Origin of the sequence: Curtobacterium sp. PhB172 (assembly GCF_003752545.1) — a bacterium.
Lineage (GTDB): Bacteria > Actinomycetota > Actinomycetes > Actinomycetales > Microbacteriaceae > Curtobacterium.
On record NZ_RKIF01000006.1, the window covers coordinates 491943 to 507278 of the forward strand.

13 protein-coding genes are annotated in these 15336 nt (G+C 73.1%); 5 read left to right on the plus strand and 8 right to left on the minus strand.

The features are described from left to right. The 5 genes from EDF42_RS06615 (at nucleotide 1) to EDF42_RS06635 (ending at nucleotide 5751) form a co-directional block, all read left to right on the plus strand. A complete protein-coding gene (locus EDF42_RS06615) occupies nucleotides 1-1416 on the plus strand; it encodes an aldehyde dehydrogenase (RefSeq protein WP_123671794.1) in 1416 nt (471 codons plus the stop codon). Continuing rightward, complete coding sequence (gene rfaE2, locus EDF42_RS06620; protein ID WP_123671795.1) at nucleotides 1413-2996, plus strand: D-glycero-beta-D-manno-heptose 1-phosphate adenylyltransferase; 1584 nt, start codon at nucleotides 1413-1415, stop codon at nucleotides 2994-2996. The genes EDF42_RS06615 and rfaE2 overlap by 4 nt, the downstream gene beginning before the upstream one ends. 93 nt (nucleotides 2997-3089) lie before the next feature. After that, on the plus strand, nucleotides 3090-3878 hold the full coding sequence (locus EDF42_RS06625; RefSeq protein ID WP_123671796.1) for a DedA family protein: 789 nt from the start codon (nucleotides 3090-3092) through the stop codon (nucleotides 3876-3878). After that, on the plus strand, nucleotides 3875-5092 hold the full coding sequence (locus EDF42_RS06630; RefSeq protein ID WP_123671797.1) for a sensor histidine kinase: 1218 nt from the start codon (nucleotides 3875-3877) through the stop codon (nucleotides 5090-5092). The genes EDF42_RS06625 and EDF42_RS06630 overlap by 4 nt, the downstream gene beginning before the upstream one ends. Then, the gene (locus EDF42_RS06635) at nucleotides 5089-5751 is read left to right on the plus strand and encodes a response regulator transcription factor (protein ID WP_123292794.1); all 663 of its coding nucleotides are present in this window, start codon (nucleotides 5089-5091) and stop codon (nucleotides 5749-5751) included. Before EDF42_RS06630 ends, EDF42_RS06635 begins: the two co-directional genes overlap by 4 nt. A 387-nt stretch (nucleotides 5752-6138) precedes the next feature. On the opposite strand, the gene EDF42_RS06640 is transcribed toward EDF42_RS06635, so the two are convergent. The 8 genes from EDF42_RS06640 to EDF42_RS06675 all read right to left on the minus strand — a co-directional run bounded on the left by EDF42_RS06640 (nucleotide 6139) and on the right by EDF42_RS06675 (nucleotide 15335). Next, on the minus strand, nucleotides 6139-6639 hold the full coding sequence (locus EDF42_RS06640; protein ID WP_111084072.1) for a Dps family protein: 501 nt from the start codon (nucleotides 6637-6639) through the stop codon (nucleotides 6139-6141). Between the two features lie 128 nt (nucleotides 6640-6767). Then, on the minus strand, nucleotides 6768-7181 hold the full coding sequence (locus tag EDF42_RS06645) for an SIP domain-containing protein (RefSeq protein WP_123671798.1): 414 nt from the start codon (nucleotides 7179-7181) through the stop codon (nucleotides 6768-6770). Nucleotides 7182-7210: 29 nt separating this feature from the next. Next, on the minus strand, nucleotides 7211-7927 hold the full coding sequence (locus EDF42_RS06650) for a TetR/AcrR family transcriptional regulator (RefSeq protein ID WP_260235184.1): 717 nt from the start codon (nucleotides 7925-7927) through the stop codon (nucleotides 7211-7213). Next, a complete protein-coding gene (locus EDF42_RS06655; protein ID WP_123671800.1) occupies nucleotides 7924-9993 on the minus strand; it encodes a CocE/NonD family hydrolase in 2070 nt (689 codons plus the stop codon). Before EDF42_RS06655 ends, EDF42_RS06650 begins: the two co-directional genes overlap by 4 nt. Beyond that, nucleotides 9990-11831, minus strand: a complete 1842-nt coding sequence (locus tag EDF42_RS06660; protein WP_123671801.1) for an ABC transporter ATP-binding protein — start codon at nucleotides 11829-11831, stop codon at nucleotides 9990-9992. Before EDF42_RS06660 ends, EDF42_RS06655 begins: the two co-directional genes overlap by 4 nt. After that, a complete protein-coding gene (locus EDF42_RS06665) occupies nucleotides 11828-12712 on the minus strand; it encodes an ABC transporter permease (protein WP_123671802.1) in 885 nt (294 codons plus the stop codon). Before EDF42_RS06665 ends, EDF42_RS06660 begins: the two co-directional genes overlap by 4 nt. Beyond that, nucleotides 12709-13737 carry an ABC transporter permease gene (locus EDF42_RS06670; RefSeq protein WP_123671803.1) on the minus strand — a complete coding sequence of 343 codons (1029 nt, stop codon included), beginning with the start codon at nucleotides 13735-13737 and terminating at the stop codon, nucleotides 12709-12711. The genes EDF42_RS06665 and EDF42_RS06670 overlap by 4 nt, the downstream gene beginning before the upstream one ends. Continuing rightward, nucleotides 13734-15335, minus strand: coding sequence for an ABC transporter substrate-binding protein (locus EDF42_RS06675; protein WP_123339597.1), 1602 nt, complete (start codon nucleotides 15333-15335; stop codon nucleotides 13734-13736). The genes EDF42_RS06670 and EDF42_RS06675 overlap by 4 nt, the downstream gene beginning before the upstream one ends. Between the last annotated feature and the right edge of the window lies 1 nt (nucleotide 15336).

Sequence of the window (15336 nt, forward strand, 5' to 3'; positions counted from 1 at the left end):
ATGACGATCGCACCCGCTGCTGCCGACGCCGCCACGGACCTGGTGGTGACCGACCCCGTCGACGGAACGGTCGCGTCGACCGTGCCCCGTGCCTCCGAAGCCGAGGTCCGCGATGCGGTCGCCCGTGCCCGGGGAGCTGCCGGCCCCTGGGCGCGCACCGCCCCGGCCGAGCGCGGCGCGCTGTTGCACGCGGCGGCCGAGCAGGTGCGCGCGCACGCCCAGGAGCTCGCCGACCTGAACACCCGCGAGACCGGCAAGGTGCCGGGTGACGCACTCGGTGGGGTCGAGGCGGGCGTCGGGACGCTCGTGCAGTACGCCGAGCTCGGACCGGTGCACCGCGGCGAGGCCCTGCGCGGGCAGTTCGGGGCCGCCGACTGGGCCGTCCCGCACCCCCGCGGCGTCGTGCTCGCCCTGACGCCGTGGAACGACCCGGTCGCCGTGGCCTGCGGCATCCTCGGTGCCGCGATCGTCACCGGCAACACCGTGGTGCACAAGGGCAGCGAGCGGTCCCCCGCCACCATCGCGCGCCTGAACGCCCTGCTCGCCGAGGTCCTGCCCGACGGCGTGCTCGTCGGCGTGGACGGGGACGGCTCGACCGGCGAGCTGTTGCTCGCCCAGGAGGGCATCGATGTGTACGCCCACGTCGGGTCCACCGCGACCGGTGACCGGCTGTCGGAGGTCGCCGTCGTGACGCGTGCCCACGTGGTCCGTGAGAACGGCGGGAACGACGCGGTCGTCGTCGACGGCGACGTCGACCCGGAGTGGGCCGCCGCCCAGGTGGCGCTCGGTGCGTTCGCGAACACCGGGCAGATCTGCACCAGCGTCGAACGCGTCTACGTGCACCGTGACGTCGCCGAGCCCTTCGTCGCCGCCCTCGTGGCCGAGGCGGAGCGACGCACCGCCGCACCCGCGACGACCTACGGCCCGCTGGTCGACGACCGGCTGCGCAGCACCGTGCAGTCCCACGTCGACGACGCCCTGCAGCGCGGTGCCTCGGCGCGGACCGGTGGGGCCACCCCGGACGGCGTCGGGTCGTTCTACCCGGCGACGGTGCTCACCGGGTGCACCGACGACATGCTCGTGATGACCGAGGAGACCTTCGGTCCGATCGCGCCGGTCCGCGTCGTCGACGACTTCGACGAGGGGCTCCGGCTCGCGGCCGCCGACCGGTACGGCCTCGCCGCCACCGTCCTGACGAACGACACCGGTCACGCCCTGCGCGCCGCCGCGGAACTGCCGGTCGGCACCGTCAAGGTCAACGCGGTGTTCGGCGGGGCGCCGGGCGGCAGTGCGCAGCCGCGAGGTTCCTCCGGAGCGGGTTTCGGGTACGGCCCGCACCTGCTCGACGAGATGACCACCACCACGGTCGTGCACCTCGAGCCCGCCCCCGCACGCACCCCCGGCGGCACACGATGAGCGTCGACGTCCGCCTCGTCCGCGACCTGGTCGCCACGATCGACGACCGCGAACCGCTCGTCGTCGTGATCGGCGACTGCATCCTCGACCGGTGGACCGTGGGCGAGGCCGAGCGGGTCTCGCGCGAGGCACCGGCACCCGTCGTCCGGGTCACCGAGACGATCGCGGTGCCCGGTGGCGCCGCGAACACCGCGGTGAACGCCCGCGCGCTCGGCGCCCGGGTCCGGCTCGTCGGACTCATCGGCGACGACGAGGCTGGTGACGTCCTGCGCGCACGGCTCGAGACCGCGGGCGTCGACACCGCGTTCCTGGTCGAGATCGCCGGTGCGCGCACCACCACGAAGTCCCGCGTGGTCGGTGGCGACCGGGTCGTGGTGCGGGTCGACGACCTGGCCGGTACGCCGACCGCCGACCACAACGAACGGCTGGCGCGTGCCGTCGCCCGAGCCGTCCGCTGCGTCGACGCCGCGGTCGTCTGCGACTACGGGCTCGGCGTCCGTGCCGAGGACGTCGTCCCGGTGCTCGACCGCGACCGCCCGGGGTCGATCGTCGTCGACGCGCACGACCTGCCCCGCTGGGCGTCGTTGCGACCCGACCTCGTCACACCCAACGCCGGCGAGGCCGCAGCACTGCTCGGACGCGACCTCGGGACCGGCGCCGACCGGGTGGCCGCCGTCCTGGGCGCACGGGCCGACGTCCTCGCCAGGACCGGTGCCCGCGCGGCCGTCGTCACGCTCGACCGCGACGGCACCGTGCTGCTCGAGCCCGACACGGACGAGGGCTTCCGCACCCGTGCGGTGCCGGCCTCCGAGCAGCAGGCGTCCGGAGCCGGGGACACGTTCTGCGCCGCCGCGGCCGTGGCGCTCGCGGTCGACGCGTCCGTCCGTGATGCCGTGTCCGTGGCACAGGCCGCCGCCGACGTCGTCGTCCGCGAGGCCGGTACGTCGGTCTGCAGCGCCGCCGCGTTGCTCGACTCGGTGACGGCGCCGGCCGCGACCGTCGTCGACCACGACGAACTCGCGGTCGCCGTCGAACGGGCCCGTCAGGTCGGTCGTCGCGTGGTGTTCACGAACGGCTGCTTCGACGTCGTGCACCGTGGGCACACGACGTACCTGCGCCAGGCCCGGGACCTCGGCGACCTGCTCGTCGTCGCGTTGAACGACGACGACTCGGTGCGGCGGCTGAAGGGACCGGAACGCCCGATCAACCCGGCCGAGGACCGCGCCGGGGTGATCGCCGCCCTGGCCTGCGTCGACCTGGTGACGGTGTTCGCGACCGACACCCCGATCCCGCTCATCGAACGGCTGCGCCCCGAGGTCTACGTCAAGGGCGGCGACTACTCGCCCGAGATGCTCCGCGAGACGGCGGTCGTGCGCGGGTACGGCGGTGAGGTGGTCATGGTCGACTACGTCCCCGAGCACTCCACGACGGCCGTGGTCCGGCGCATCCGCGAAGCCGCGGCCGCATCGGCCGGGTCGGCGAAGCCACCCGCGGCGTCGGCCGGGTCCGCGGTGCCAGCCGCCGCGTCGGCCGGGTCGGACCCCGAGGGGACCACCGACGGAAAGGTCATACCGCAGTAGGGGGTCGTCGAGACCCCGGCGGGATGGCAGCGCTCCCAGCGCTCCGTAGCGTCGAACCCGTCGACGAGGTCCGTCGGCGGAGGGAGCGTCGCCGTGTTCGACCAGATCACCCCGTTCGTCGTCGAGTTGGCCGCGAGTCCGCTCGTCTACGTCGTGCTCGTCGCCCTGTGCTTCGTCGACGGCTTCTTCCCGCCGGTCCCGAGCGAGTCCGCGCTCGTCGCCGTCGCCGCCATCGCCGCGACGTCCGGCCAGCCCGTCCTGGCCGGGGTCTTGGTGGCCGCTGCCGTGGGTGCGATCGCGGGTGACTCGGTGGCGTACTGGATCGGTCGCCGGATCGGACTCGCCCGCCTGGCGCAGTCCCGACGGCCGCGGATCGCCGCGGCGTTCGCGTTCGCCGAACGGCAGATGCAGCGCCGGTCCGCGAGCCTGATCTTGGTCGGCCGCTACATCCCCGTCGGCCGGGTCGCGGTGAACACGACCGCCGGCGCGACGCGGCTGCCCTACCGTCGCTTCCTCGCCATCAGCGCGATCGCCGGGACGGCGTGGTCCGCGACCTCGGTCGGGATCGCCCTGGCCGCGTCGCAGGTGCTGCACGAGCCGCTCGTCGCCGCCCTGGTGTCGATGGTGGTCGCGGGCGGCCTCGGCATCGCGGTCGACCGGGTCATCGGTAGCATCAGCCGCAGGCGCGACGCCCGTGCCGCGCGAGTGGCCGCCGCGATCGTCCCCACGACCGACGTGCCCACGACCGACGTGTCCACGACCGACGTGTCCACGACCGACGTGCCCGCGACCGACCTGCCCACCGCGAGCACCACACCCGTCACGCACGCCCCGACCGCCACACCCCGCATCGTCCCCACCGGAGAGATCGTCCGACCGTGACCACCGCCCTGCTCCGCCCGCGACCGACCTGGCTGCCGCTGGCGACCCGGATCGCACTCGTGGTCGCGGTGGTGTCCCTGTTCAGCGTCGCCGCCCCGGTGACCTCGGTGTACTACGCCGTCGCCGTCCCGCTCTCCCTGCTCGTGTCGGCGGTGCTCGCGGTCAGCATCGGCATCGCCCCGTTCGTCCCCCGCACCGCCGCCGCCGCCCACCTCGTCGGACTCGTCGCGCTCGGCCTGCTCACCGCCCCGGTCGAGACGAGCCCGTGGCCGATCCCGGTCACCGGCATCATCGGCCTGAGCGTCCTGCTCGTCGTGCTCGGGGTCCGCTCGACGTGGCGGCTGACCGCGATCGTGTGGGCCGTCGCCGCCGTGCTGCCCCTGCTGCTCGTCGCCGTGACGCCGGGTCGCTGGGACCAGCCAGCCGTGTGGGCGACGAGCTTCGTCGTGTCCGCCGGCGACACGCTCCTGGTCGCCGCGGCCGCCGTCGTCATCGGGCAGCGCCGCAGCATCCGCCAGGAGCTCGTCGCCGCCCGCCGCGACGCCGAGCTCGAGCAGGCCCGGCGCCGTACGGTCGAGGAGCGCTCCCGGATCGCCCGCGAGCTGCACGACGTCGTCGCGCACAGCATGTCCGTCGTGCACATGCAGGCGGAGTCGGCCCCGTACCGGGTGGCCGACCTGCCGCAGGAGGCCCGCGCCGAGTTCGCCGCGATCGCCGAGACCTCGCGCACGGCGCTGCGCGAGATGCGCCAGCTGCTCGGCACCCTGCGCGGGGACACCGCCGCCGAACGCGCGCCGCAGCCGGACCTCGCCGACCTGCCCGCGCTCGTGCAGGCCACGCGCGCCGCCGGCATCCCCGTGGAGCTCGACGTCGACGTCGCCGACGACGTCGCCCGGCTCGCACAGCTCACCGTCTACCGGGTCGTGCAGGAGGCGCTCGGCAACGTCGCCCGGCACGCGCCCGGCGCGTCCACCGTCGTGACGGTCAGGAGGCACGGCTCTCGTCTCCGGGTCGAGGTCGCCAACACCGCTCCACCCGCTGGCACCGTGCCGGCCGCACCACCCGACGACGGTGGCTTCGGCCTGGCCGGGATGCGCGAGCGGGTGACCGCGCTCGACGGCACGATCGAGCACGGCCCCGTGGCGGACGGCGGCTTCACGGTCGTGGTGACCCTGCCCGTCCGCGTACCGGCAGCCGACGGGGGAAGCCGATGACGCGGGTGATGGTGGTGGACGACCAGCAGATGTTCCGCATGGGACTGCGGGCGATCCTCCAGGCCCAGGACGACGTCGAGGTCGTCGGCGAGGCCGCGAACGGTGCCGAGGCGGTGGTCGCGGCGATCCGGCTGCAGCCGGATGTGATCCTGATGGACGTCCGGATGCCGGAACTCGACGGGATCGAGGCGACCCGACGGATCACCGCGGCGCCGACGGACCGACCCGTCCGCGTGGTCATGCTGACGACGTTCGACATCGACGACTACGTGTTCGACGCCCTGCGGGCCGGGGCGAGCGGCTTCCTGCTCAAGGACGCGAGCGCCGACGAGCTCGTCGCGGCGGTGCGCACGGTGGCCGCGGGCGAGGCACTGCTCGCGCCGCGCGTGACCCGGCACCTGGTCGAGGCGTTCGTCGCCGGACCGGTCACCGCCGCTCCGCGCACCGAGGTGCTCGACGTCCTGACCGACCGGGAGCGCGACGTGTTCCTGCTCATGGCGCGCGGGCGGTCGAACGGCGAGATCGCGGGCGACCTGTTCATCGCGGAGCAGACCGTCAAGACCCACGTGGGGCGGGTGCTGGCGAAGCTGCAGTTGCGCGACCGGGTGCACGCCGTGGTGCTGGCGTACGAGGCCGGCCTGGTCCGCCCGTCCGCCTGACGCGCGACACGGCGCGCCGCTCACGTCCGCCGAGGTTCCGAAATCTGCACATCTCGCGCGCCGGAACGTCGGTTCGTGGAACCTCGGCGTCGCGCCGGCGGTGTGTCGCGCGATCTCGTCGGTGTCGCAGGTCCGGCAGGGTACAGGTCACGGGCGGGTGCTTGCGCGCGCAACCAGCGACGTCGCCGATGTCGTACGACATCGAGTACGTCGCAACTGCGCGCCCGCAACGGTTGCACACGCGGAGCGGCGACGAGGTCGTTGTCGAACGACATCGAGAGTGTCGCACGGGGTCGACGCGGGTCGCGGTGAGCAGACGCGACGACAGACGGACGGGAGGCCCGGTGCCAGCTGGCACCGGGCCTCCCGTCAGGGGGTGGTCGCGACTCAGGCGGCGAGGTGCGCCTGCAGGAACCAACGGTCCTTCGTCAGACCGCGCTCGATCTCGATGACGACGTCCTGGCTGTTGAGGTCGACCTCGTCGAGACCCTCGACGGCGCGACGGACCTGCAGCAGGGCCGCGTCGATCTGGGCGATGACCTCGGTGATGGTGACGTCGGAGTTCTGGAAGCCCTGCGACAGCGGCGGCAGCGTCGTGTTGGCGGCGACGGTCGCGATGCGCGAGTCGACCGGCAGGCCGAGGGCGACGATGCGCTCCGCCGCGGTGTCGGCGTAGGCCTGGGCGTGCTCGACGATGTCGTCGAGGAGCTCGTGCACACCGACGAAGTTGCGGCCACGGACGTGCCAGTGCGCCTGCTTGCCGTTGACGACGAGTGCCTCGAGGTCGATCACGACGGGGGCGAGGAACTGTGCCACTCCGGCGGCGAGCTCCGGCGTCGTCGAGAACGGGGACGTGGTGGTCGTGGTGCTGGTGGTGGTCGTGGTCATGTCTGAACCTCCTGCGTCGTGGTTACACCGGATCGCTGGGCCTGTCCTGACCAGTTCGGTGCTGCCGATGGACACAACCATGCCCGCTTCTCTTGTATGCCGCAAGGAAGCGGAGGCTGCCCTTACCGTCAGCCGACGAGCGTGTCGAAGCCGGCGTCGCTCAGCTCGATCTGGACGGCGGAACGCGCGCGCTCGACCCAGGGGCTGTCGGTGCAGCCGATCCAGACGCTCGTGCGCGGCTCGCAGTCGGCGACGCACCACTCGGCCGCCCAGCCGGTCAGGGCGTGTGCGAGGGCCTCGCCGTGGTCGGCGAAGACGAGTGGCGACACCGCCGAGGTGCGGGCGCTACGGACCAGCCACGTCACGGTCACGCGGGGCGGTGCGGGCAGGATGCGGACCTGCTCGTCGAGCGCGACCTCGACGAAGACCTGTCCGTACGCGTTCTCCGGCAGGTCTTCGAGCTGACGGCGGATCTCCGGCAGGTCCTCGACGCCGCCGGCGATGAGGATGCGTTCGCTGGGCTGTCGCCGGGTCCGTGCCATGCTGCAACGGTAAGGCAAGCCTTACCTCATCACAAGGCCTGCTGGCCGGTTCCGGCGATCTCCACAGCCGGCACACCGAGTTCGTGCGCCAGGAACGTCCACATCCACGACAGCGCGACGGTGTGCGTGAGCCCCGGAACGTCCTGGGCGATCTGCGTCGCGACCCCGTCGCTGTAGGCCGCGAGCTTCAGGGCGACGGTGTCCGGGTCGATCGGTCCGGCGCCGCCCGGGAACGTGCCGGCGTCGGCCCCGCGGCGGATCACGCGGACCAGACAGGCCTCCCAGACGCGGATCCGTTCGGCGTACTCGGCGGCCACCTCGGGCCGACGGGCGACCGCGGTCCAGTAGTCGGACCAGATCCGCCAGTGCTGCCGGACCTGTTCGGTGTCGTCGAACAGGGGCGCCACGAGCATCCGCAGCGCCTCGACGGGGTCGGACTCGGCGTCGACGGCGATGACGATCGCCCCGTAGAAGCGCTCCGTCTCGAGCACGACGACCTCGTTGAGGATCTCCGCCACGCTGCCGAAGTGGTAGGTCACCGTGCCGACGGAGACACCGGCCTCGGCGGCGATGTCGCGCAGCCCCGTCGCGCCGACACCGTTCCGGACGATCACGGCACGGGCGGCCGCGACGATCATCGCGCGCCGGACCTCGGGACGCTGCCGGACGCGCGGCGCCGCACCCGCTGCGGCGCCCGGTGCAGCCCCCGCCGCCGCTCCCGGTGCAGCCCCCGCCGCCCCGGTCACGCCGAGGTCCTCGGGACGTCGTCGACGAAGGTCTGCTCGGTGACCAGCACCTCGGGGACGTCCGCGCCCCCGTCACGGGCCCAGGCCCGCACGGTGTTCACGACGTGGAAGGCCTCGGCGTCGGCGGTGACCTCCGAGGACGTCTCGAGTCGTGCCGACCACTCCGGCTTCTCCAGGCCGATCGCCCAGCGCGACGACGCCACGGCCGAGTTCGGGTCGTCCGACCGGATGCGGTACGTCTCGCGGGCGTCCTCGCTGAAGACGAGCCCGTCGGGGTAGACCCGTCCGCCGCCGTACCCGGGGTCGACGTCGAGGGTCCACTCCCCCGTCTCGACGTCGTGCGTGACGGTGCGCTGGGGCAGCTGCTCGGTCGGTGCCAGGCGCTCGATCGCGAGCGGCGTCGACCGCTCGGGTTCGTCGAAGCGCACGTCGTCGTCGGTCTCGCGCGTCCAGACCGGCAGGCACACCTCGGACGCTGTCGGGTCGATCGTGACGGTGGCCTCGGTGCCGTGCGGCCAGACCCAGGGCCAGTACGACGACGACACCGCGATCCGCAGGCGGTGCCCGGCGGCGAACCGGTGACCGGTCGCGACGAGCTGCACCGGCAGGGACGCCGGTTCGCCTGGGACCAGCGGGTCCGCCCGGTCCATGCCGTCCCGCTTCGCCGCGTTGAGCACCCCGCGCGTCACGAGGGTCGACGATCCGTCGGGCGCGACGTCGCACAACCGCACCGTCAGGGTGGCGCGGGGCTGGTCGCTCGTGACCCGCAGGGTGACGAGTGCGTTGCCGAGCAGGTCGAACGCCCTGCCGACGGGCAGGTCGAAGCAGACGGAGCGGCCGTCCTCGGCACGCTGGTCGGGTGGCAGGTCGGTCGCGTTGCCGAACGGGAAGAACCGTCCGGCGTCAGCGCCGGTGTGCTGCGGCGACCGGACGACCACCGGCCCGTCCTCGCCGCCGCGCAGCGTCGCGAGGGGCAGCGCGCGCCGGTGCGTCGCCGCCGAGGGCCACGCCTCGGCGCCGACCCACCGGCCCCGTCGCGAGGCGTAGTACGTCGCCGGGGCCTCGCCCTCGTTGATCCAGGCGCGGAGTGCGGGGTCCTCCTCCACGCCGGTGTCGATCCCGCGCAGCCAGCGGTCCCACCAGCGCAGTGTCTCCTGCAGGAACCCGATCGACGGTCCGGGTGCGAGACCGCGGTCCGGGTACTGGTGCGACCACGGTCCGACGATGCCCTTGACCGGGGACTGCACGTTCGACACCAGTCGGAGCACGGCGTCGCGGTACGGGTCCGCCCAGCCGCCGACGGCGAGGACCGCTGCGCCGATGGTGCCGTAGTCCTCGGCGGCGCTACCGTGCCGCCAGTAGTCGTCGCGCTCCTGGTGCGCGAGCCACACCGGCGTCATCGGGCGGTTCGACTCCAGCCGCTCGCGCCACCGGTCGACCCAGCCACTGCCGACGACCTCGGGCCGCGGTGGTCGCGAGTTGAACGCGAACATCGTCGCGCCCCATGCCGCCATGTCGATGCCGAGCACCGCTCCGCCGACGTAGTGCACGTCGTTGTCGTACCGGTCGTCGGTGGAGCACACCGTGACGATGGCCTTGAGGGCAGCGGGCGCGCGCGCTGCCAGCTGCAGGGCGTTGAACCCACCCCACGAGATGCCGAACATGCCGACGGCGCCCGTCGACCACTCCTGCTCGGCGAGCCAGGCGATCACGGCTTCTCCGTCGCGGAGCTCCTGCTCGCTGTACTCGTCGTCGAAGAACCCGTCCGACGAGCCGCTGCCCCGGATGTCGACCCGGACCGAGGCGTACCCGTGCTGGGCGTACCAGGGGTGCCGCTCGGAGTCGCGCGGCGCGGTCCAGTCGTCGAGTCGGTACGGCAGGTACTCGAGCAGCACCGGTACCGGCCCGTCGGGCGACGCCGGTGACCAGATCCGGGTGTGCAGCCGGACGCCGTCGGGCATCGGGATCCACTCGTCGCGGACGGTCACGCCGTCCGGCAGCGAGTCCGGCACGCCGATGGCGGTGAAGGTCGAAGCGTCGGCGTCCACCGAGCGATCGTCGCTCATGCGTCCTCCCAGTTGCGGGTGCGGTGGCCGTCGCCGTGGTCCGTCCAGCCCTCGGTGTGCCGCCAGCGCGGCACCCCGTCGCCGACGTCGGGCAGCTCGGTGCTGCCCGGTTCGAGCGTCGCGGCCAGCAGGGTCGACGTGTACGGGTGGTTCGGGCCGGTGAAGACCCGCTCGGTCGGTCCGATCTCGACGATCCGGCCGCCGGTCATCACGGCGACCCGGTCGGCCACGCCCCGGACGACGGCCAGGTCGTGGCTGATGAACAGGCAACTGAGCCCGCGCGAGCGCTGCAGGTCGGCGAGGAGCGCGAGGATCCCGGCCTGCACCTGCACGTCGAGCGCGGTGGTGATCTCGTCGGCGATGACCAGGCGCGGCTCGGCGGCGAGGGCCCGGGCGATGCCGACGCGCTGCCGCTGCCCGCCGGAGAGCTGCGCCGGCAGCCGCTCGGCGAACTCCGGGCCGAGGCCGACCTGGGTGAGCAGCTCGCCGACGCGCTGCCGCGAGGACGTGCCCGTGAACAGCTTGAGCGGTCGCCCGATCGCCGCGCCCACGGTGCGCCGCGGGTTGAGCGACGTGTCGGCGTTCTGGAACACGAGCTGCACCGCACGACGGAGGTCCGGGGACCGTCCGGCGATCGGCTCGCGCAGGTCGCCGCTCACGGTCCCGTCGTCGAACGCGAACGTGCCCGACTCGGCCGGCACCAGGCCGGCCAGGGCGGTCGCGAGCGTCGACTTGCCGCTTCCGGACTCCCCCACGACCGCGAGCGTCTCACGTGGCGCGATCGTGAAGGACACGCCGTCGACGGCGGCCGGCAGGCCGCGTCCGTAGCGGATCACCAGGTCCTCGGCGGTCACCACGGGACGGACGATCGGTTCGGGAGGCACGGTTCGGCCGGCCGTGGAGGCGACCGTCGACGAGACGGTCGCCGTCTCGGGCACGCGATCCGTCCCTCCCCCCATCGGCACGGCCGTCTCGCCGCTGGCGCGTCGATCCGGAACCGGCGACGTGGGCCCAGGCCGTCGCCCGTCCGGCACCGCGGCCAGCAGGGCGCGCGTGTACTCGTGCTGCGGGGCGGCGAAGCACGCCGCCGTGGCGGCGTGCTCGACGATCTCGCCGTCGCGCATGACGGCGATCTCGTCCGCCATCGCCGAGACGACCCCGAGGTCGTGGCTGACGAGCAGGACGGCCATGCCGAGCTGCCGTCCGAGGTCCGCGATCAGGTCGAGGACGGCAGCCTGGGTGACGACGTCGAGCGCGGTCGTGGGCTCGTCGAGCACCAGGACGCGCGGGCGGGCGGCGACGGCCATCGCGATGGCGATGCGCTGCTGCTGCCCGCCGGAGAGCTGGTGCGGGTACCGGCGGACGATCGCGTCGGGGTCTGGCAGCCGGACCAACCGGACCAGCTCGGCGACGCGCTCGGGGCCGTCGGGTTCGCGGTGGGCGCGCAGGGCCTCGCGGATCTGCTCGCCGACGCGCATCGACGGGGTGAGCGCCTGGCCGGCGTTCTGCGCGACGACGGAGGCGACGCCGCCGCGGAGCTCGCGGCGGCCGGACGGCGAGAGCGCGAACACGTCGTCGCCGCCGACGCGGACCGAGCCGCCGACGATCGTCGAGCCCGCGCGGAGGTGCGCGAGCAGGGTCCGGGCGACGGTGGACTTGCCGCTGCCGGACTCCCCGACGAGGCCGAGGGTGCGCCCGGCGGGGATCGCGAAGGACACGCCGCGCACCACGGGGACCAGGCGCTTGCCGGCCGCGTAGGAGATCGCGAGGTTGTCGACGCGGACGATGGGGTCCGTCGCGGTCGCCGGTGCGGCCGGTGCGGTGTCGGTGTGCGTCATGCGCTCACTCCCTTCGTGGCGCGGTCGACTCCGAGCGACTTGCTCAGGCCGTCGGCTGCGAGGTTGAGCCCGATCACCAGGGTCGCCAGGGCGACGATCGGTGCGAGCGTGCCGAGCGGCACCACGGTCAGCGCCGTTCGGTTCTCCTGCACCATCAGCCCCCAGTCCGGCGTCGGTGGGTTGGCGCCGAAGCCGAGGAAGGACAGCGACGCGACGAGCAGCACGATCCACGAGGCCCGCATGGCGTACTCGACGAGCACCACGTCGAGGACGTTCGGCAGGATCTCGCGGAACACGATCGACAGCGCGCGTTCACCCCGGGCCCGGGCGGCCGTCACGTAGTCCTGCGTGATGACGGTGCGGGCGGCACCGCGGACGACGCGGGTCACGGCGGGCGCGTAGACGACGGTGACGGCGAGGACGATGACCCAGAGCCCGGCGTCGAAGACGGTGACGACGACGAGCAGGGCGAGGATCGACGGCACGCTGAGCAGGGCGTCGACGACGCGCATGACGGCCTCGTCGAACCAGTTGTCCGCGTACGCCGTGATGCAGCCGAGCACCGTGCCGACCGCGACCGCGATCGTCGTGGCCAGGAACGTCACGAGCAGGGCGTACCGGCCGCCGTTGAGCGTCCGCGACAGCACGTCGCGGCCGTACTGGTCGGTGCCGAGCCAGTGCGTCCAGGTCGGGCCGGCGAGGACGTCGCCGGCGTTCGTCGCCACCGGGTCGTACCCGGCGATGACCGGTGCGAGCAGGGCGAGCACGAGGTGCAGGGCGATGAGGCCGAGGCCGATGCTCAGCGCCGTCGACCCGCGCAGGGGCGCGAGGGCCCCGGCGAGGACGACGCGTCCGGGGCGGCGGGTGGCGGTGGCGGTCATGCGGCGGCCTTCCTGGTGCTGCGCGTCGTGCGGGTGCGCGTGCGCGGTCGCCGCTGGCGGGTCCGCAGCTTCGGGTCGAGGGCGAGCGCCACGAGGTCGGCGGCGAGGTTGCAGACGACGTAGATGACGGCGCTCAGGAGCGCGATCGCCTCGATCGTCGGCAGGTCGCGGTTGAAGACCGACTCGAGCATGAGCTTGCCCATGCCCGGGTAGTTGAAGACGTTCTCGACGACGACGACCCCGCCGAGCAGCCAGGCGACGTTGAGCGCGACGACGTTCAGCGTCGGCAGCAGCGCGCTCGGCACCGCGTGCTTCCAGACCACGCGGCGGATCGTCAGGCCCTTGAGCTCCGCCGTGGTGACGAACTCGGACGCCATCACGTCGATGGTCGAGGAGCGGGCGGTGCGCACGATGTAGGCGGCCATCGCCAGGGTGAGCACGATGATCGGCAGCCAGATCGTCGGCAGGAGCTCGCCGACCGTGGCGTCGCTCCCCCGCAGCACGACGGCGGGGAAGACCGGCAGGCCGATCGCGAAGAGCAGCACGAGCACGGTCGCGACCATGAACTCGGGCACGCTCATCACGACGAGGCTGACGATCGAGATCACCTTGTCGGACGGGCGACCCCGACGGACCCCGGCGAGGACGCCGAGCGTCAGTGAGACCGTGACGCCGACGAGCATGGCGGGCACGGCGATGAGCATGCTGTTCCGGAAGGCGGTGAACAGCGTCGGCGCGACGGCCTCGCCGCTGACGAGCGAGGTGCCGAAGTCGCCGTGTACCGCGCCACCGAGCCACTGCAGGTAGCGGAGCCACACGTTCTGGTCGAGGCCGAGGGTCTCGCGGAGCTGCTTCACGGCGTCCGGGGTGGCGTTCTGGCCGAGGAGCTGCTGCGCGACGTCGCCGGGCAGTGCCTGCACGGCCAGGAACACGAAGAGCGAGGCGAGCACGACCGTGAGCACGGCGATGCCGACCCGGCGGAGGACGGGGACGAGGACGTCCGACGGGGTGTTCCTGGTCGTCATCGGCGCAGTCCGATCCGGAGGTAGTCGAACTCGAAGCCGTACTCCGAGTAGTTCACGACGTCGCGGGACAGCCCCACGAGCCGGTCGCCGAACATCGGGGTCATGTCGGCCCCGTCCTCGACCACGAGCCGCTGGGCGTCCTGGTAGAGCGTCAGCCGCTTGGCGTCGTCCATCTCGGCGCGGGCGTCGTCGAGCAGCCCGTCGAAGGTCTCGTTCGACCACGCGCTCTCGTTGTAGGACGAGCCCGTGCGGAAGATCTGGTTGAGCAGCTGGTCGATCGGCCGGCCGGTGAACCAGTAGCTCACCATGAGCGGCTTCTGCATCCAGATCTGCGTGTAGTACGAGTCCGAGCTCGCGTTGCGGACCGTCAGGCGGATGCCCGCGTCGGCGACGGCGTCGCGGTAGGCGACGGCCATCGGCGTGAAGACCGACTCGTAGCTCGACGTGTAGATCGAGGTCCGGAACCCCTCGTGACCAGCCTGCTTGAGCAGTGCCTTCGCCTTGTCCGGGTCGTACTCGCGGTGGTCGTCGACGAACGCGGCGAGCTGCGGCGGGACGGGGTTGTCCCACCCGGGCGAGCCGGTGCCCTGCACGGCGGTGTCGACGATCTGCTGCGGGTCGTAGGCGAGCTTCATCGCCTGGCGGACCCGCGGGTCGCTGAACTCGTCGCTCGTGGCGAGCATCGGGATCGTGTACCACTGGGCGTTCTTCGACCGGGCGACGGTGGCGCGGTCGGACGCGGACACCACCCGAGCGGTCGCGAAGTCCAGGTTCGTCTGCGAGATCAGGTCGATCTGGCCGGCGAGCAGCGCGTTCACCCGGGCGGTGGTGTCCTGGATCGAGTAGAAGTCGATGCCGTCCAGCGCGGGCCGCCCGGCGAAGTGGTCCTCGAACGCCTCGACGCTGCCGGCACCGGCGGGGGTGAACGCGGTGAGCCGGAACGGACCCGTCCCGATCCCGGTGCGGCCGATGTCGGCGATCGCGGCCGCCGGCACGATGTAGCACTGGTACGCGGTGAGCAGCGACGGGAACTCGGCGTTCGGCTTGGTCAGCGAGAACCGCAGCGTGTACGGGTCGGTCGCACGCATCGAGTCGGCGTCCATCACCTCGCCGAGGACCCCGGCCTGCGGGCTGCCGGTCTTCTCGTCGAGGATGTGCCGGATGCTCGCGATGGCGTCGTCCGCGGTGAAGCGGCTGCCGTCGTGGAAGGTGACGCCACGGCGGAGCGAGAACGTCCACTCGGTGCCGTCGGCGTTCGCGGACCACTCCTCGGCGAGGTCGGGCACGGTGGTGCCCTGTTCGTCGAGCTTGACGAGTCGGTTGTAGAGCGCGCCGAGGTACTCGTACGCCGACAGGGAGCTGGCGGAGTCGAGGGTCTCGGCGGCCGAGGCGGCCGGGCGCGCGATGCGCAGGCGACCGCCGCGTCGGGCGACGCCGGTGGCCGCCGCCTCGGGGATGGTGGGCGTGCCGGCGTTCGCGCCGGAGCTGCACCCCGTCAGGGTGAGCAGGCCGAGGCCGGCCAGACCGGCGGCGCCGGTGAGGAGCGCTCGGCGGCTCGGGCCGCGGGCGTTCCGGGGTTCGGGGACGATGGGCTGCATT